The 17,990-nt window shown below is 52.3% G+C and carries 13 protein-coding genes and 1 pseudogene; 9 read left to right on the plus strand and 5 right to left on the minus strand.

The window, feature by feature from the left end; translation table 11 throughout:
• Positions 1–29: 29 nt before the first annotated feature.
• Positions 30–1,286: a sugar ABC transporter substrate-binding protein gene (locus tag LIW51_RS28835; RefSeq protein WP_227379459.1), complete on the minus strand. Its 1,257-nt coding sequence runs from the start codon at positions 1,284–1,286 to the stop codon at positions 30–32.
• Between the two features lie 202 nt (positions 1,287–1,488).
• On the opposite strand from LIW51_RS28835, the pseudogene LIW51_RS28840 reads away from it, so the two are divergent.
• The 6 genes and pseudogenes from LIW51_RS28840 to LIW51_RS28865 all read left to right on the plus strand — a co-directional run.
• A pseudogene (locus LIW51_RS28840) lies at positions 1,489–1,848 on the plus strand (RNA-guided endonuclease InsQ/TnpB family protein); the annotation flags it as partial.
• Positions 1,849–2,006: 158 nt separating this feature from the next.
• On the plus strand, positions 2,007–3,002 hold the full coding sequence (locus LIW51_RS28845) for an LLM class flavin-dependent oxidoreductase (RefSeq protein WP_227379460.1): 996 nt from the start codon (positions 2,007–2,009) through the stop codon (positions 3,000–3,002).
• A 44-nt stretch (positions 3,003–3,046) separates the two neighbouring features.
• A complete protein-coding gene (locus LIW51_RS28850; RefSeq protein WP_227379461.1) occupies positions 3,047–4,207 on the plus strand; it encodes a mandelate racemase/muconate lactonizing enzyme family protein in 1,161 nt (386 codons plus the stop codon).
• Between the two features lie 247 nt (positions 4,208–4,454).
• The gene (locus LIW51_RS28855) at positions 4,455–5,318 is read left to right on the plus strand and encodes a dihydrodipicolinate synthase family protein (RefSeq protein WP_255767640.1); all 864 of its coding nucleotides are present in this window, start codon (positions 4,455–4,457) and stop codon (positions 5,316–5,318) included.
• 314 nt (positions 5,319–5,632) lie between these two features.
• Positions 5,633–6,724: a Gfo/Idh/MocA family protein gene (locus tag LIW51_RS28860; protein ID WP_255767635.1), complete on the plus strand. Its 1,092-nt coding sequence runs from the start codon at positions 5,633–5,635 to the stop codon at positions 6,722–6,724.
• A gap of 1,273 nt (positions 6,725–7,997) precedes the next feature.
• Complete coding sequence (locus LIW51_RS28865; protein ID WP_227379464.1) at positions 7,998–8,342, plus strand: hypothetical protein; 345 nt, start codon at positions 7,998–8,000, stop codon at positions 8,340–8,342.
• A 19-nt stretch (positions 8,343–8,361) separates the two neighbouring features.
• On the opposite strand, the gene LIW51_RS28870 is transcribed toward LIW51_RS28865, so the two are convergent.
• Positions 8,362–9,408, minus strand: a complete 1,047-nt coding sequence (locus LIW51_RS28870; RefSeq protein ID WP_227379465.1) for a Gfo/Idh/MocA family protein — start codon at positions 9,406–9,408, stop codon at positions 8,362–8,364.
• 382 nt (positions 9,409–9,790) lie between these two features.
• Between LIW51_RS28870 and LIW51_RS28875 the strand changes: the two genes are divergently transcribed.
• Positions 9,791–10,951 (plus strand): Gfo/Idh/MocA family protein, encoded by a 1,161-nt coding sequence (locus tag LIW51_RS28875; RefSeq protein ID WP_227379466.1) that lies wholly within the window; start codon positions 9,791–9,793, stop codon positions 10,949–10,951.
• 91 nt (positions 10,952–11,042) lie between these two features.
• Here the strand turns inward: LIW51_RS28875 and LIW51_RS28880 are convergent, their stop codons facing one another.
• Positions 11,043–11,489: a DUF8162 family protein gene (locus tag LIW51_RS28880; RefSeq protein ID WP_227379467.1), complete on the minus strand. Its 447-nt coding sequence runs from the start codon at positions 11,487–11,489 to the stop codon at positions 11,043–11,045.
• A gap of 104 nt (positions 11,490–11,593) precedes the next feature.
• Here LIW51_RS28880 and LIW51_RS28885 point away from each other — a divergent pair, with 104 nt between their 5' ends.
• Positions 11,594–12,733 (plus strand): dienelactone hydrolase family protein, encoded by a 1,140-nt coding sequence (locus tag LIW51_RS28885; RefSeq protein ID WP_227379468.1) that lies wholly within the window; start codon positions 11,594–11,596, stop codon positions 12,731–12,733.
• Positions 12,734–13,500: 767 nt separating this feature from the next.
• Here the strand turns inward: LIW51_RS28885 and LIW51_RS28890 are convergent.
• Together LIW51_RS28890 and LIW51_RS28895 are read right to left on the minus strand one after the other, a co-directional pair.
• Complete coding sequence (locus tag LIW51_RS28890) at positions 13,501–14,544, minus strand: Gfo/Idh/MocA family protein (RefSeq protein WP_227379469.1); 1,044 nt, start codon at positions 14,542–14,544, stop codon at positions 13,501–13,503.
• Between the two features lies 1 nt (position 14,545).
• On the minus strand, positions 14,546–15,847 hold the full coding sequence (locus LIW51_RS28895) for a Gfo/Idh/MocA family protein (RefSeq protein ID WP_227379470.1): 1,302 nt from the start codon (positions 15,845–15,847) through the stop codon (positions 14,546–14,548).
• Positions 15,848–17,475: 1,628 nt separating this feature from the next.
• On the opposite strand from LIW51_RS28895, the gene LIW51_RS28900 reads away from it, so the two are divergent.
• Positions 17,476–17,985: a cupin domain-containing protein gene (locus LIW51_RS28900; RefSeq protein WP_227379471.1), complete on the plus strand. Its 510-nt coding sequence runs from the start codon at positions 17,476–17,478 to the stop codon at positions 17,983–17,985.
• Positions 17,986–17,990: the final 5 nt, after the last annotated feature.

Consider the following 17,990-nt stretch of genomic DNA (forward strand, 5'->3'; position numbering starts at 1 on the left):
CGCTTTGCAGACCAATTTCATTGCTGAGTTTAGGACTCTATCATGCTGTTGATCTCGTTTGCGATACGGTCAAGTACTGGCTGTGGTTTTTGTTTCCCCTGCCAAATTGCTTCGACTTCCGTATGAACTAGCGTATACATGTCACCTGCCTTGGGGTGGCGGGGGAAGGCTTTGGTGTTACTGATCTCCTGCTTGATCGTTTGTGCGTTCGGTGTTTTCTTGATAAACTTTTTGAAGAAATCCGATTTGTAGATACTTTTCAGTCCGGGGAATCCACCAACGTTCTCAAGTAGGTGCTTTTGAACCCGTTCCGTATTCGCGAATTCGAGCCACTTGAGCGCCCACTCCGTGTTCCCCTGTTCGGTCGCCAGCAAGAAGTTGCCAGCAGACCAGGAGTGACTGGAGTCGCTGTTCGGTCCCTTTGGCATTGGAAGATATCTCCAGTTGGCATCTACTTTATTATTAATATCGGCAAGTTCCCACGAACCGACGTATGCGGCCATAGGGGCTGTTTCACTCGTAAAATCATCGACAGGCGTTTGACTTCCTCCTTCGTATCGCATTCTTACTACATTTTTGTCGATAAGACTCTTGATATATTCAGCAGTTTTGACACCATTTTTGTTGTTAATGATTGCCTTAGTCGGATTTTTGGGGTCGTTGACCCAGTTACCTCCATTGGCCAGCACGAAGTTATCGAATCCCTCTCCACCATCAAGAGACACCCCGTATTTAAACTCCTTGTTGAGTTCCGTTGCCCACTTCTCGAAGTCGTCCCATGAGGGGACGTAGGTACGTTCAGGGATTTCGAGCCCCGCTTGTTTGAACATTTTCTCGTTGAGGGCCATCAATCTGCAGTCGACATATGTCGGTATGGCATACAGCTTCCCCTCATAGCTCGCATTTTGGGTGGCGGCGTCAATGTAGTCTTCTGCCTTGAACCCGTGCTCCTCGAGCGGGACTACGATATTCTGATCGGCGAACCGTGGCACCCACAATACCGACGAGTTCATTGTATCTGGAAGGTTTCCGGCTGAGCCCGCTGAAATGACCTTCGAAACGTAATTCTCGAAGGGGAACTGTTGATAATCAATCTTGACCCCGTGTTTCTTTTCGAACCACGTAGTGGGCTTCTTATAGTGGTCGCCCCAGTCCCAGTAAGTTATCGAATCCGGCTTGCCACCGCCGCCTCCATCTCCACCTAAACAACCGGCCAAGCCTGCGATAGCGACTGTTCCACTCGCCTTTAGAATCTTTCGTCGAGAAAGCCCTTCAATTCGGTCCATGGTTATAGGTACCACGACTACAATTAACGCCTAACATTATAATCGTTCTCATTCATTATATTGACAGATAAATAGATTTATATATTTAGACGGTGAAAATCAGTCTTGATGATGGAAAAATAGCTCGGTCTATGGATTACAAATAAAGGACCAGTAAATTAGATACTCTATGAGCTCAGATATTCCAATCGAAGCACGAGGGCAGGACGCTTCGTGGTCCCGGTTCCTCGATTTGCTAGAATACAAGGGGGAGTTGCACAGAACCCATGTCGTTGAAGTAGACGCCCGAGGAACCACGAAAGAGTGCAACCAGTGCAGTGTGGAAACGTCGAAACCACTGTGGGTACGGGAACACTCGTGTCCGGCGTGCGGCCACACCGAAAACCGGGACTTAAACGCAGCAAAGAACATCCTCGACAGGGGACTCAACAAACTATCTCTTCATGTAGGGCCAGGACGGTCCGAATCACCGCCTGTGGAGACTGTGCTCCCTGCGTTCGCTCGTCACTCGGGACGGGTGGATGCAAAGCACGTCGTCGAAGCAGGAAGCCCCGCGGCTTGACCGCGGGGTTCGTTCACCAAGAATCTCCCGATGTGTTGCGCACGAACCAGACCAATTAGAACTCCAGAAAAGCAACCGTAGACGGAATTCCAGAGTCGAATCTGGGTGAAAAAAGTTTCAACCGTGTGTTTATATAATTGATCTTCAAATCTTGAGGTATGGCACTGGAGATACACTACAACGTGTACGGTTGCTTCCGCGATCCACGTTCTGATGTTAAACTAGCCAAGGAAGCGATAAATGCAGGCTTCGAGGGAATTTGGATTGGCGATCACTTCCTCCCATGGATCGATTCGCGGCCGTATTCCCATCACGTCCTCCCGTGGTTCGGCTCGCTAATGAACGAGATTCCGGACGTTCCGGTCGGGACCTCGGTCACGTGTCCAATGCTTCGGTACCGCCCGCCGCTACTCGCACAGGCTATCGCAACCCTCGATAATATGTATCCAGGTCGATTCAATCTTGGGGTCGGTGTTGGGGAAGCTCTCAACGAAGCCCACTTCGTCGATACGTATCCTGGCTGGGATGAGCGAGCGGAAAAGATGATTGAGGCGCTTGCGCTGATGGACCGGCTTTGGAATTCGGACCGGTACATACGTCACAAAGGGAAATACTTCGACTACGAGCATCTGAAACTTTACACTCCTCCAAAGGAGCACATTCCAATCCACTGGGCCGGGTGGGGACCAAAGTCTTGTGCTTATGCCGCCAAACATGCAGATCACCTCATCACTGCCGCGCCAGCCGATACTATCGCAGACCGTATCATTCCTAATTACGAGCGCGGTCTCGAAAAAGCGGGCCGTTCCATGTCGGACGTGGATATCACAACAGAGTTGGCGATCAACTTTGGCAATTCCGAGGAATTGATTACGCGGATTCGTGAGCGCGGAGAATACATTCCTGCTGACCGCGAACGGTACAACCCGGATCCGCGATCAATCCAGCGCGTGGCGACCAATGAACTTGCAACGATGACCGACAAAGAAATCGCCGAAAACAACACCATCACTGACGATCCAAACGACATCATCGAGGAACTGCATCGGTTGGAAGATGCCGGCGTCACCCGCGTACTAATCGGGAGCAATGTTGGCAATCCCATGGAGACGATTCAGGCATTTGAGAGTGAGGTGTTTCCATCGTTCTCCTGATCTTCGACGGTAGTTTTATTTCACCTAAAAAATAACACCTTCGTATGGAAATAACTGACATAGAGGCTTATTCGGTTAATATCCCAGTCATTCCGCTAGACGAGGGGGGCATCGCCCCTTATGTAACCAACCACGGAGAGGTGACAGACGTGAACCGGATGCTTGTTCGGGTCGAAACCGACGAGGACATCGTTGGATGGGGAGAAATGCGGATGTTCCTCTCGCCGATGGCGACTAAATCCGTTCTCGAAGATGGGATTGCTCCGTGGGTCATCAACCGCTCTCCCTTTGAGGTCGAGGGAATCCGGCGACAATTATTTATCGAGTACACCAACGCCGACATGTTCTTTGCACCAATCGAAATTGCTTGCTGGGATATTATCGGCAAATCACTTGGGAAGCCAATCTATGAACTGCTAGGTGGGTGGACCGCTCCGAACCTTAACGAGCGGACGAAGGAACCCATTACTATGGGTACTGAGCCGGTCGGCGTCGCCTATTGTGTCGGAATTCTCTCGGCGGAGGAATCCCGGCAACAAGCCGCGAAGGCGCTTGACGAGGGGTTTTCAGTATTAAAAACGAAGGCCGGCCGTGACTGGCAGCAAGACATCGAGCGCATCAAAGCAATGCATGATGAGACCGAAGGGCGGCTTGATTTCAGGCTGGACCCAAACCAAGGATGGCGATTTGACGAGGCAGTCCGTGTCGCTGCGTCCCTCGGTGACGCCGGTATCTACCTCCAATACCTAGAACAGCCGATCCGGGTGGACGCTCACGGAACGTTGGCTAAGCTCCGCGAACGGACCGCCCAACCCATTGGTCCGAATGAGGATACTTACATCGCACATAACTTAACAGAGATGATCCAGAAAGACGCGCTCGATGTTGCCGTTCTTGACATGACGCCCGCTGGCGGCATATCGGCCGTGCGGCAACTAGCAAGTATCGCCGAAGATGCGGGTGTCCCAGCGACTCACCATTGTGCATTCGATCTCGGCGTTCGAACTGCAGCCATTGTCCACACCGTCAGCGGCGTTCCCGGGTTTAATCTTCCACCAGACTCTGTCTATTACGCCTGGGAGGACGACGTTCTTGTTGAGCCACTCACCGTCGAAGACGGTGCCATCCCAGTGCCCGACAATCCTGGCCTCGGAATCGAGGTCGACGAACGCAAAATCGCAGAGTACGCCATAGACCTCGACTGATCCACTTTACCCGACTGCTAACCGCTTCCACCGCCGACTCACACTGCCCCTCACCGAATGCATCAGAATGAACGGGCCCAAGTTTCATTACAACCGACAGTCTTATATGGGGAGTTATCTGGAGGTTTAGCGAACGCAAAGCCCGTTATGAACACCGAAACTGTATTATTTGTGTTGATCGATTGTATGTATTAGTATGCAAATCCGCGGAGCCATTCCACCGATGCTTACCCCTACGACCAGTGAGATGGACGTCGATACGAACACACTTCGCGACTTCACCGCTTTTCTCGTCGAGGGCGGAGTCCATGCGCTGTTTCCGATGGGGACTACTGGCGAGTTCGCCAGCTTGACACACCAACAGCGGAAGACGGTCATTCAAGCCGTTGTGGAAGAATCAAGAGGACTGCCAGTTCTCGCCGGATGCGGTGGAACATCCGTCCGAGCGGTCAGCGAGCAACTCGATAGTATCACGGATGCGGGTGCAGATGTGGCCGTCGTCGTTACCCCGTATTATTTCCAAACTACCCAGGAGGGAGTTCAGCGGTTCTACGAACAAGTGGCATTGGAGGCTTCGATTCCGATTTACCTATACAATATTCCCCAGCTTACCGGTTTTGCTCTCGAACGAGCTACAGTAGAACGGCTCGTGGAGCATCCGAACATCATTGGGATCAAAGACTCGTCGGGTGACTTCCCATTTTTCATGGATTTGCTCGATACCACCGCTTCGTCTTTTACCGTACTTCAAGGTATCCCGACATTCGCGATCAACTCGCTCGATCGAGGTGCGGACGGCATCATTGCAGGATTGGCGAACATTTTTCCTAAGCTAGTGAGTGAAATCTACAATGCACACGATTCCGGAGACTATCTCGGTGCACAGAAGCGACAATCAAAAGTTCTCTTTCCGATTATCGGGAGCATGCATTCGATGCCGACAGTGCCGGCACTCAAGTATCTCTCGGCGGAAGTCGGTCGGGACCTCGGTGGAACCCTTCCGCCGTTACCCAATCTGAACTCAGAACAGTGCGACCGTCTCGATACCTGCCTTCAGACGGTCATGGATACCGAATTCATCGGTGAAGAAGAGATGAATCGTCGAATGTGATAGTGACCTCTAGGTTAAAAATCATAAGACCGATACCCCTTTCGGGGGGCTTACACTCCTATTACTGTAAATGTGGAACTAATATCAAAAATTTGGTATTGGGTAACAAGGAACAATCACTACAGGGTTCTAGTGTGATTTTCCACGAAACCGGTTAGAGAATTCAATCCAAACGCGCTTCACGCTTATTACGTCACGTACAGAAACCAAGTAGTTGCAAAGAAAGTTATTTGTTCTCTTGTGCTAATCTAGATCATATGAATGATGGCATTCAGTTAGCGATAATTGGTGGCGGTCAACGTGGGCGAGCCCACGTGAAGGAGAGTTACGATGTAAGAGACGCGAACTATCTATACAGCGATAGATCGGACGAATATCCAGACCGGCTCTACGACCAGTACGCGAACAGGGTCCCATCATGGGTAGACGACGTGTCGGATCTTCAGCCCGAAATAGCGGCGATAATGGATCCGTCGGAGGAAGAGCGGAGAAAAACTAGCGAGATCTGCGAGCGGCATGGAGACGAGCCCGAACTGTTCCAGACACTCGACGAACTCCTGGCGACCGCCGAGTTCAACGCTGCGATCGTAGCCTCACCTCCGGCCGTTCACAAAGAAGCTTTGCTTCCACTCATGGACGGAGATATTGACATCCTGTGTGAGAAGGGCATCGTCACGACACTCGCTGATTACGATGAGATAATCGAGGCCCACGAGAGGTCTGACAGCACCTTCTATTCGGGGTTCAATCTCCGATCATCACCGTATTTCATGCGGATCAAGGAGCTATTGTCAGATGACATCGTCGGCGACCTCGGGATGATCTCTTGTCAGGAGGCGCGCGGGCCGTTCTTCGCGCGATATGCCTACTCGCGTGAAATGGGCGGTGGTGCACTACTCGACAAGAATTCTCACGACTTCGACGTGTTTAACTGGTTTGTTGAGTCCGATCCGGTCCACGTGTTCGCCTACGGCGGCCAACACGCCCTGAAAGAGAACAACAACGTAAAGGACCACGCTAGCGTTGTGATTGAGTACGCCGACAATACCGTCGCTACACTTGAGTTGTGTCTGTTCGCTCCGTTCGGCGAACGGACTCGCCTCTACGAACTTCGCGGGGATGAAGGGCTGCTGCGGACGCCGGAAGGAGACCAAGAGAACATACGGTTCTTCGGAAAGATGAAGCGGGACGAGTATTCTGTACGGTCACCGAAATCGTCCGGGCACGGGGGGGCGGATTACATTCAAATGAAGCGATTCCTCCGATGTGTACAGGGAGAGGAAGAACCGCCCGCGACGCTGATGGATGCAAAGAAGTCTGCGGCGATCGCGTTCGGAGCTGAGAAGTCTATTGACGACGGAATCGAGGTGCAGATCACAGACGACTACAACATCGAAGAAGCATAGTCGGCGCCAGTCCAAATAGCGAAGACAACAGCTCTACATTAACGGGCAAGATATTTTCTTTGTCTGTACTACTCGATCGAAATATTGTCGCTTGATCCTTGTGATCTTCAATTATTTTGTCGCATTTTGAAATTTGTTGTGAACCAAACGATCGTTTTTGAGGAACTAAAGCAGGTAACCATCCAGGATGGAGTGATCACAAACCTGATACCGTGGAAATGCTTGTGGAGACGGAGCGTACGCTGAGCTTCGAATACTTGACGGCGAGTATCCACGCGAGTCGAGGTGGTTCGAGTGCGGATACCCGTACAGGCCAGGTTACAACATCGTCAGAACTGTAATCGGAACTAACAAATATTTGAAGTATTCATCTGCCAGTTACAGGTCAGAACTTACAATATCTACCGCGAGTGTGTTATCGTTGAGACCGATCACTGTCCCAATGTTAACGACATATCCCTAAGGTGGACCGTATTTTTCACTATCGTAGAAATCGTGATGAACGGCGTCTTACTCGGTCAAGGGGCGTAGGGGAAATTGGTCTCATTGTTTGGTTTGTTGGAGCAGTCAACCACCCAAACATGCTGCTTTGCCCGGGGTGGCGGATGTTCCTAATCGATCTTGCAGCCTCGCGATTCGATTACGACCCCTCAACCCGTCCGATGTTCGGACGGTGCACATCGATGAAGGCTATCCGTAGACATGATGACACCAGTTATAGAGAGCGGCCGAAACGCAGCGTTCGAAGTGACCAGAAACGAGGACGTCATCATGAACGGACTTGAGGCAATTAGCGAAGAAGGGGATGGAAGGTCATCCATTAGTAGTTCGCGCAGGAAGACCCCATTCAACTTCCACGATGACTGCAATGAACCCAGTTAGTAGAGTAACGTTTGGTAAACTCCGTCAGGTGTCAATGGTCATGCGGATCGGGATCTAATTATATACCTTACTGAATTTGGACGAATCGCTGCCGTAGACGATGAAACGGGTCGGAAACGACCTTCGAGGCCTTCAACTCTCCGGACCTAAAGAAACCACTTCCGAGGAGATAGTGTCTGTGATCACCGCCACCGATCTCCATTTGACCGGCGCACATATTTGTCTTGATGAATTCAGGGACGTCTATACGGTAACACTCCCTACGTATGACACGATCCAGTGCGATGGGTTCGTTTTCTAATCCTACGATCGTGATGCGTTCAAGTTTGAAGCGGCCGCTCGCGAGGGGACACGACCTCACGTCGTTGGCTGAACGACTCGAGAAAACGACGTGCAGCTGTACTATCCTTACCATACCTTCGATTTCACACCGCTCAACAACGGAACCGCGTTCGACGTCTTTGCGCAGGCCGCCTTTGACTTCAGCCTCCAAATCGAGAACGAGTTGACCAATCATGCCGGCGTCGAAAGCCCGAAGATCAACCTCGCCGGTCTCGAGAAACATGTGGTAGGACTTCATCGATCCCGGCCGACTGTCGGTCAGCTAGACGACATTAATCCGGTCACCGTACTGGTCAAGAAGTGCAACCGGATCGACGCCTGTGCCAATGTCGATTGGGTCGTCTCCGAGCACAGCCTCACAGACGACCGAACACGTCGTTGGAAAAGGCTGTAGATGCAATTCTTGAAAAGCGTTAGGCCAAATCCAGGTCCCCCGACTCGATCATTGTAACCAGCGGATTATCATCGATGTCGAGCGGCAGGTCGACTCGTCCTCGCCGTCGAACGGACTCGTAGATTCCGAAGGCTAATTCTGTTCCAATGAGCGCCCGACGGGCTGACAGGAGCGGTTCCTTATCCGAGTCTAGGCAGTTAACGACGTGCGCGACTCCTTCCTCCAGAGGATTGCCGTAATCGCAGTCAATCGTCTCCCATCCTTTGCCGGTGCGTCGAATACGGAGTGGTTCGTCGCTCCAGAAGTCTAACTCGATCTCGCCATTAGTGCCGACCACGCGGTTGAGGGCACCGATCGAATCCATGCCGTGACCGGTTGAGATGAGTCCGTAAACCCCGTTCTCGTACTGCCAGAGGGCGAGTGCCTGTCCTTCGATGTGGACGCCGTTCCTTCGCTCCTCCTCGCGGTAGTCAATCGCGCCCAGCACCCATGCCGCAGGGACATCACCGGTGAAGTAGCTACAGAGATCCAGTTGATGGATTCCGGCCTCGAATAGATCACGTCGGGAAGCCTCGACACGCCGAACCTCACCGACGGCCCCATCTTCAATCAGTGCCATTGCACGCTCGACCGGCTCGGAAAATCGTAGCTGGTGGTCGATTGTGAGCTGGATTCCCTGACGTGCGCATTCCTGAGTTATCAGTTTCGCATCGCCCCACCTGTCGGCTATGGGCTTCTCGCTGTGGATCGCCCGCAGATCGCCCTCATTCGCACAGTCAAGAACGATAGGTGCATGGGTTGGGATCGGGGTCGTGATGCTCACGATATCGAGATCTACGTCGCGGAGCATCTCGACGTGGTCCGTATACGTGTTTGCCACCTCAATTCCGAATGTATCCGCGAACTTCTTCGCGTTTTCAGGAACAACGTCCGCACACCCCACCAGTTCACAGCTTTCGAGCACCTGATATGAATCACCGTGACGATAGCCCATTGCCATGCCTGTTTCTTCATTTCCCCCAGGCTGTGCACCGGTACCAATGACTCCGACAGCGTACTTAGCCATGCGTTATTCTTTCGAACATTAGTACCTAAATATGATGGAAGCGACAATCAAAGGTATATTGACAATTGGTGAGGTCGAGAGTAGACCGTTGAGCGGACCGAATCACGACACAATGCTACGAAGACCGCTTCTCCGGGATATCTCTGATGAGTCGTGCCAGTGGGCCTATTCAACTGGTTTACGTCTTCCTCGAAACTGAACCAACCAGACTGGTGAACAAAACTGAGAATAGGAGAGCCGTCTTTGAACAAATGGGTTCGGATTTATACTGTATAGCAATCAGGTGTACGTTGACATCCTCCCCGCCCGGAAGGGCGAGGATGTCAACTGGCAGATTCTACGCACGACAAAAATTTAAATAACATCCACACAATTGTCGGCTATGGCTTCTACTCGACTTGCTGTCGTTGGCGGTGGCGATCGCGCACGCCATCACGTTCACCAGGTGTACACGGTCCGCGACCGGGAGTATCCGTTCTCCGCGGAGGACCAGTGGTCGATCGTCGGAGAGGCAGCCTACAAGAAACACGCGCCTGACCCGCCGTCGTGGACCCAGGGAATTAGCGATCTCGATCCGGAAGTGACAGCCGTGTTCGATCCAGACAAAGCAGCTCGCAAGCGGCTCGGCCAGCTCTGCGTCGACAAGGGGGACGATCCGACGCTGTACGATTCCTTCCGAGCACTGGTCGATGACGGCTCTTTCGACGCTGTCATTGTCGCCTCGCCAAACTTTGCCCACCTCGAACAGGCGACCGCGCTCCTCGAACGCGGGATCGACACGTTCTGCGAGAAGCCAATCGGCCTCACGCTGGCAGAGCACGATCTACTCATAGAGGCCGACGACCGATCCGATGGATTGTTTTTTGTTGGATTTAATCTCCGATCTCACCCCGTATACACGAAGATTTCTGAATTGATCGACGACGGTACAATCGGTAAACTCGGGATGATCACCAGTCACAACGTCCGTGTCCCATTTCCCCCAGGATTCCGGTACTCAGATGGACGTTCCGGCGGAACTCTCTTGGAAAAAAATTGTCATGATTTCGATCTCTACAACTGGTATACCGGAGCGGATCCGGTCCGAGTCGCGGCGATTGGTGGACAGCGAGTGCTCTCAAAGGAAACCGACACGATCGATCATGCAACCACCATTGTGGAGTACGAAAACGGCGTTAAGGCTACCCTTGAACTTTCGCTGTTCTCGCCATTTACACAGGGGCGACACCGGAGCTACTTTGTTCGCGGAGACGATGGCATCATTCGAACGCCAGAGGAAGCGGGTACACTCGATCTGTTCAACCGGACCACTGCGAGTCGAATTCAGACGCGGCCCAACGCCGCCGCCGGCGAGGCTAACCATGGCGGCGCCGACTACCGTCAGATGATTCGATTCCTCCGTTGTCTCCAGGGTAATGCGATCAGACCGGCCTCGCCGAATGACGCGAAGAAAGCTGCTGCGATCGCCATCGCCGCTCAAGAGTCGATCAAACACGGTCCGTTTTACCGGATCGACGACGAGTACAATGTCAAACCGGAGTGAGTACCGAAATTGGCCTACAGGTATGTCGCGGGTTGTCTCGAATCGGTGTAGTGGATCCCGTCGGCGATCCCCTCAGTTCTATTTCAGTCGCTCATGAGCGGGCAAGATACAAGCTCTGAAGAACAAATGGCGGAACGATCGTGATCAGGGCGTACCAGACAGCGCCGCCCAGAAGCGCGAACTCCGTCATATATCCACCCCGTTTCCAATTGTATCCGAGTACGGGAAGCCCTATCCCGGCTACCACCATTCCGAACAGCGCGACTCCGACCCCGCTATAGAAAATCATCTCTACTGCCGCTTCGGTGCGGCCGACTAAGAGCATCCCGACAGTATACACGACCACATGGCTGATCCCAATCACGGCAGCGGCAAACAGGTAGTTGAGCCACCACTTGTTGGTTTGTCCAACTCGGAACAACGGTTGAAGCTGCCGGAGGAGCAGGAATGGCGACCACGCTACCGCAATATACCCTCCTGTAATCAATCCTAGTAAGACAACGGTAAACACCTTAGCGATGATTTCGGTCACTGCCATTTGAGTGTAGTTTTGCAGGGCAGGAAAAAATAGTTGATGCTGGTCTAGTTTCGCTCGTTTATATCACCGCAATGTCTTTATCATTACTGGTCAGTATCTCTTGTATGTCGGACCGAACAATGATCGGTGCATACGGTCAGTGGGCCGCGTCACTAGCGGACGACCCTGGGACGCTATCACTTCTCAACTCTCGATACGACAATACCGACGAGTGGCGGAAGAAGGCGCGAGAGCGCGTAGGTGCTCTTCTGTCGCCTCCAGAGATAAGTGACAGGCTAGAACCGACCGTCGAAGCACAATACAACCACGATGGCCTATACGTCGAGGAACTGAGTTGGGAACTTCCCTACGGACCTCCGACAAAGGCTGTCTTTCTAAAGCCCTCGAAGGCAGAGAGTCCATTACCCGGCGTGTTAGGTCTCCACGATCATGGTGGCGTGAAATACTTCGGTCGACGAAAAATCGTGGAGACGCCTCGACTTAACAATCCTCTGATGACTAACCACCGTCGAGATAGTTATGGAGGACGACCATGGGCGAACGCTCTCGCAAAGCGCGGCTATGCGGTCCTGGTCCACGACGCGTTCACGTTTGCGAGCCGACGAGTTCGCCTCCGGGACGTCCCAGCATCGATACGCGAGAAAACCACTGAACCGAGTGATGACGACCCAGATACCATCAAAGCCTACGACAAGTGGGCAGCCGCTCACGAATCGACAATGGCGAAATCGTTATTCTCGGCGGGAACGACGTGGCCGGGGGTCACCCTCGTCGAGGATCAGTGTGCACTTGACGTGCTCTGTGCGCGGACTGACGTGGACGCGTCAGCTATTGGCTGTGGGGGTCTCTCCGGGGGCGGTCTGCGAACGGTTTATCTCGCCGGGCTTGATAACCGGATCGATAGCGCCGTTTGTGCAGGAATGATGACTACTTGGCGTGATTTTCAACTACATAAGAGCCAATCCCACACCTGGATGTGTTACTTGCCGCTATGTGCAAACGACCTTGACTACTCCGAGATCCTCGGACTCCGCGTTCCGGCTCCAACGCTGGTTCTCAACAATCGAGAAGATCCGTTGTTTACCGTCGAGGAGATGCGTCGCGCCGACGATATACTCGAACGGGTCTACGAGATCGCTGGGGCTAATGATCGATATAAATGCTCATTTTATAAAGGAACACACAAGTTCGATTGCGAAATGCAGGTCGAGGCATTTGATTGGTTCGACAAAACACTCAAATAATACCAGTACTCGACTTCAGACGACTTAATTTTCCAAATTAAAGATTGCTCATTTGATATTCTCTACAGGATATAGAGATATTCTCTCTTTAGGAAGAGTTACGGTTCCTAGCGACCAACGGATAGAAATACGAAGACAATCCCTACGGCAAGGAACGATTTCGAGTTATCCCGAACGATATGAATTAAGATCCAATCTACGCGGAAAAAGTCTCGGGTGAGATTCACTGAAGAAGCTGGTCATGTCACGCTGAAAGTTGAGATCGACACCGACGTCTTCGACGAACAGATCCTCCTTTAGCACCAGGTGGACGATCTGAAGAGGGGTTACCGGATGGCTACGCGAATCCCGACGAATTGTCCTTCGAAACCGCCGGCAGTGAAATCCGAGAGGAAATCGGACTCATCGTCGAATGGATCGAGTGGCCGTGGTGTAGATGGGGAAATCCAGCTAGTAAGGTATCACGGTCTGGTCGTTCGCTTATATCGCTGCATTGGTTCGGGAAACGAATTCTCTAACTCTTACGACTGAAGAATACTTAGCCATCTAACTATTTTACAAGTTCGCCGATTGCCACAAATATAGCCATCAGCTAACTCTAAAGGTGTGAGAAGTTCGGGATGACTTGGAGGGATTCATTCGAGTGACAATCGGAGGTACAAACGGGAGAATTCGTCTCGATTTGGAGACACTCGATCTCGGAACTTACTAATTTTGATCGAAAACGGGAGCGGCCCAGTATAGAACGCGACGCGCAATACTTTCAATCAGTCTAGCATCACGGGATCACCATCCTCGGCAGTTCGGGCCCACGCGTCACACAATGCAATCCCCTTTGCCGATTCAGCTGGACCCGGCGGAACTGCATCGTGGCCGTTCCCAGCTCGCACTGCGTCGACGAACTGATCGAACTGCCGATCGAGGACAGGATCCAGCGAGCGTCCAAATTCCTCGATGATTTCTCCGTTGTCCTTACGCCAGTGAGTCCCTTCATGACCATGCTGACCAGTCCTGATTGTCCCCTCAGTACCGAAGACCTCGACTTCCCATCCGTATCTTGGACCGGAATTGTTGCACATCGAGAAGGTCATCGTGCCGATCGTACCGTCTTCGAAACGGACTGTCGCTGATCCTACATCAGGATGATTCATGAACGGTGAGTTGCTGTTCTCCAACTCACCAGTCATTCGCATCGGGGTAGCGTCTCCGACGAACCACAACAGCGCGTCGGTCGTATAGTACCCCATCGTATAGGTGGGACCCGGTTCTCCGGGAGCCAGTCCGTCTTTGGCTTCGATCCCGTCGGGACTAGCCATCCTGTGATAAACCGAGGTACGGACCCGAAGGACTTCTCCGACGCCTCCCTCAGTTACTCTCTTCTGCGCTTCTCGGATGCGGCTGTCGTGGCGATGGGGAGTGGTCGTAGCCGCAACCAGATCAGCGGTGCGTGCGGCATTCGCGATCCGGGATGCGTCGTCAGCAGACGCAGCAGCAGGCTTTCCCGTTAATATCGGAGTCCCAGACTCGAGTGCGGTAACGGCGTCGTCTGCCCTCCGTGCGACCAGGGATCCCAGAACGATCACATCGACGTTGTCGTCCTCAAGTAATTCGTCGTATGATTCGTAAACAGGACAATCGTACGTATCCGAGAACTCCTCTACCGGCAGTTGGCCTAGCTGGCTGAGCTGCTGGTCCGATGCGTCGAGACGCGCGGCGGCTGCGACCTCCGTACCCGTCTGCTCGGCGGCGCGATCGGCATAGTAGTGGGTGTAGAACGATGCAAGGCCGGCCAGTCCTATACCTAGTGTCATTTTATAGGTGCTCGGGAAGATCGTCACCAAGTAGCCCAAACTTGGGGTCGTTATTCATCCACGCTCCGTTCGTGAAGTCCGGGAACGCAACCGGTTCGTTGCCGAGAGCGATCGAGCGTTCCGAGAGAGGTGAAATCACCATCCACGTCGCGGCATCATACACGTCGATTGGGGGGTGCTCCCCTCGTTTAACGCTCATAACGTAGTCGCGCAGCACTAGATGGTCGATCCCACCGTGACCCGCTTTTCTTCCCATTTCAAGATATTCCTCCCAGACAGGGTTATCATGATTAGTTTGGTATGTATCGAAGGATTCCCATTCATGTCCTGAGCTCTTTTTCTCTAGGTATATCGATGATTCCAGCGTTAGTCCTGGATTTTCCTCTGAATGATCGATCGATTCGAATGTCCGTTTCCAGATCCCATTCGTTCCCTGTACGTGATACATATTCGAATACGGCCGAGGGAGGCTGACGTCGTGATTGACGATCACGGTCTCTCCGTTCGCGCATTTCAAAACCGTGGTGACAATATCCCCGATTGACCAGTCGACGTTGTAACTTGGATGGTTCGGCTCGAGGTTATTCTCCGCCCAGTCATCGAGTCCGCGGGATTTCGACGCTGTCGAAGTCAAGCTGACAAACCGATTGCCGCTATTGACGTTCAGACACTTCGCCATTGGCCCGATACCATGAGTTGGGTAAAGATCCCCGTTTCGCTTCTCATTGTGGAGCCCTCGATAATTCCGTCCATCCTTTTGATTGAGTGCTGTTTCGCTGCCGGTAATGATCGGTTCACGGAGATCGTGGCCGTAGCCACATCGACAATGAACCAGCTCGCCGAAGATTCCCTGTCGAACCATGTTTAGCACGGCCATACAATCCCGGTAGTAACAACAGTTTTCTAGCAGCATACAGTGGCTACCGGTCTCCTCAGCAGTGCGTACGAGTTCCCAGCACTCCTCGACTGAGTTCGCCGGACCAACTTCGAGGCCGACGAATTTATCTGCTTCCATAGCCGTGATTGCCATCGAAATGTGGCTCTCCCAGGGCGTAGCGATAACAACGCCGTCGAGGTCGTCTCGTTTCACCATCTGACCATGGTCCTCATAGATCTTTGGCTCAGGACGGCCTGATTCAACGACTTCTTTCCAGGCTCGCTGACAATGTCGCTCTTGAATGTCACAGACCGTTAGCACATCAACGTCGTTCATGTCGAGACACCGTTCGAGAAGGTGCGCCCCACGACCACCGACGCCTGTGAATCCCAATCGGACTTTTTGATTATCTGTATTTTTAGCCATATACCCACCTCTGTCTATTGCTGTGAGTGAATCTTTATCAATATTTGGTAAGCGGCTATACAGATTGGAAATTTACCCAGATCACCACTTCGTTGTAGGGTTGGTAATACCCTGTCATCGAGAAAATTGGTCCTGCTAACGTCGTCACCGTAACAACTCATCCAGTAATATCGTTTTTGTTTAACAACTAAAGGAGGAACGGTCGACTACGATTACAGTTATCAGGTTACCGTCATGTATGGTGGATTTGCTCACTGTCATACTGATATCGTCGGGTACCGGTTGAATCACTATTAGCTGAATTGCAAACGTTACGCCCTATTCCTCAGCGAGCGCGGGTTGCGTAAGGAGAGAGGAGAGAAAGGGCTTCCAGAGATGTCTGATTTCTGGTGTCCGAACGAGATGTTTTTGCGTCTCTTGAACGTTATCTTTCATAATGTTTACTGTACGGTGGGGTCTTACTTCTTCAGCGGTCGAATGATGCGATGGTCATCACATCTTGCCATCGTTCAAACGTGACACAAAGCATGCGTCGAATGTTCGGTCCAAATATCGAACTGGGAGGAGCGAGACACGCCGACCCACTTTTTACGCGACCTCGCTTGCAGAGTCTAAGACCATTTCCTGCAAGTGCCGGCTTGACATCCTCCCCGCCCTGAAGGGCGAGGATTCCCACAACGTCGGTCGCTGGTTCGGTGGGAGTTTACGGTTTACACACCGACGAGGTGCTGGCCATGCCAAGTGGCCGTTACTCCTATCCCGTGAGGGATTCGGAGGTACTTGGTTGTTTAGCGTCGGTACCCAACCGATCCCGAAGGGGTACTTCGAGCCTCGGCCGGGAAGTCCGAATTTGTCCGATTGTCCCGGTATGGGCGCGGATGTACCGCGTCGGATTCCCAGAAAAACGCACGGAGAGCACCGAAGACTGTACCGTACAGTGAAAGTGAACAAAGACGGCGATTCATCCCCGCCCTCAAGGGCGAGGCTTTCTCGCCTGCAATCACGTAAAACCAAGAAGCGCCGTCCGTACCAAGCGAGGAGCCGAGCACGGGAGGGCGGAGTAGTTCACTAGTCTGTCAATGGAATCCGATAACTAGACTGGAACCGGGCATAACCGGGGGTTCGATTCCGACACTCAAGTACTAGGAAGCAACGGATATCCGTGGGAAGATTAGCTTCCCTATCTGGTCGACAAGCCAGTCGAAAAACCGGTCCCGTTGGTCTGTATCGATGGAGAGATCCTCCCCGGCGTGCTGCAACGAACTGATGAGGCGCGCTTCATGATAGTTGAAATCAGGCATATTATTAGTATTTTAAGAATGAAATAATCTTCGATGTCGAAGAAAACGTAGACGCCACGAACGTGATCGATGCGTTCACGAACCGGCTCGTAGGGATGAACTCAGTCGATTTCTGGGAGCGACAACGAGCTGCGAAAGGAGCGACCAGTCCAAGGACTTTGTGGAAGTCGGAAGAGGTCAGCAAATACTACCTTTTTGTCGATAACCGTAGAAGTACAATTATGTAGAGCTGTGTCCTATTCCACAGCTCTTGACAATAGATAGAGAACGACAACATATCATTTTTGATTAATACTATTTTTAATTTCAGGGGTACCTAAGTAACGTATGGAGAAACTTGGTATCGACAACGTCGAGAACGCGCTCCAACCCGCAGCCGTGATGCGTCCATTAACGAAGCCGCTGGGAACGACCGACGTCGCGATTAATTATTATGAACTCGAACCCGGTGACAGCTTCGCCTTCGCCTACCACTGCCACGAGGTTCAAGAAGAGATATTCTACATACAGTCGGGCACCGCCACCTTCGAAACAGACGACGGCGAGGTCTATGTCGAAACTGGTGAAATCATTCGGTTCCCTCCAGGCGAATTCCAACGCGGGTGGAATCACGGAAATGAACGGGTGACGGCACTCGCATTCGGTGCGCCACTTGAATACGGTGAAACGGTGAAACTCCGTGACTGCCCGGCCTGTGGCACGGCCACGAACCACGACATTGAGCGACGGACCGCGCCTGAGGCATCTGATGAGCAAGTGGCGTTCTCGGTCTGCAAGACCTGTGGATCAGAAACTGGCGAATGGACAAAAGGATCGATACCAGGGGAAGTTCCGTAGTCAAT

Origin of the sequence: Haladaptatus halobius, from assembly GCF_020618475.1 — an archaeon.
In the GTDB taxonomy this organism is placed as follows: Archaea; Halobacteriota; Halobacteria; order Halobacteriales; family Haladaptataceae; genus Haladaptatus; species Haladaptatus halobius.

Excerpts from the sequence above, each read along its gene's own strand:
- LIW51_RS28835 (WP_227379459.1), bottom strand. The coding sequence starts at position 1,286 with ATGGACCGAATTGAAGGGCTTTCTCGACGAAAGATTCTAAAGGCGAGT.
- LIW51_RS28845 (WP_227379460.1), top strand. The coding sequence starts at position 2,007 with ATGGCACTGGAGATACACTACAACGTGTACGGTTGCTTCCGCGATCCA.
- LIW51_RS28850 (WP_227379461.1), top strand. The coding sequence starts at position 3,047 with ATGGAAATAACTGACATAGAGGCTTATTCGGTTAATATCCCAGTCATT.
- LIW51_RS28855 (WP_255767640.1), top strand. The coding sequence starts at position 4,455 with ATGGACGTCGATACGAACACACTTCGCGACTTCACCGCTTTTCTCGTC.
- LIW51_RS28870 (WP_227379465.1), bottom strand. The coding sequence starts at position 9,408 with ATGGCTAAGTACGCTGTCGGAGTCATTGGTACCGGTGCACAGCCTGGG.
- LIW51_RS28875 (WP_227379466.1), top strand. The coding sequence starts at position 9,791 with ATGGCTTCTACTCGACTTGCTGTCGTTGGCGGTGGCGATCGCGCACGC.
- LIW51_RS28880 (WP_227379467.1), bottom strand. The coding sequence starts at position 11,489 with ATGGCAGTGACCGAAATCATCGCTAAGGTGTTTACCGTTGTCTTACTA.
- LIW51_RS28885 (WP_227379468.1), top strand. The coding sequence starts at position 11,594 with ATGTCGGACCGAACAATGATCGGTGCATACGGTCAGTGGGCCGCGTCA.
- LIW51_RS28890 (WP_227379469.1), bottom strand. The coding sequence starts at position 14,544 with ATGACACTAGGTATAGGACTGGCCGGCCTTGCATCGTTCTACACCCAC.
- LIW51_RS28895 (WP_227379470.1), bottom strand. The coding sequence starts at position 15,847 with ATGGCTAAAAATACAGATAATCAAAAAGTCCGATTGGGATTCACAGGC.
- LIW51_RS28900 (WP_227379471.1), top strand. The coding sequence starts at position 17,476 with ATGGAGAAACTTGGTATCGACAACGTCGAGAACGCGCTCCAACCCGCA.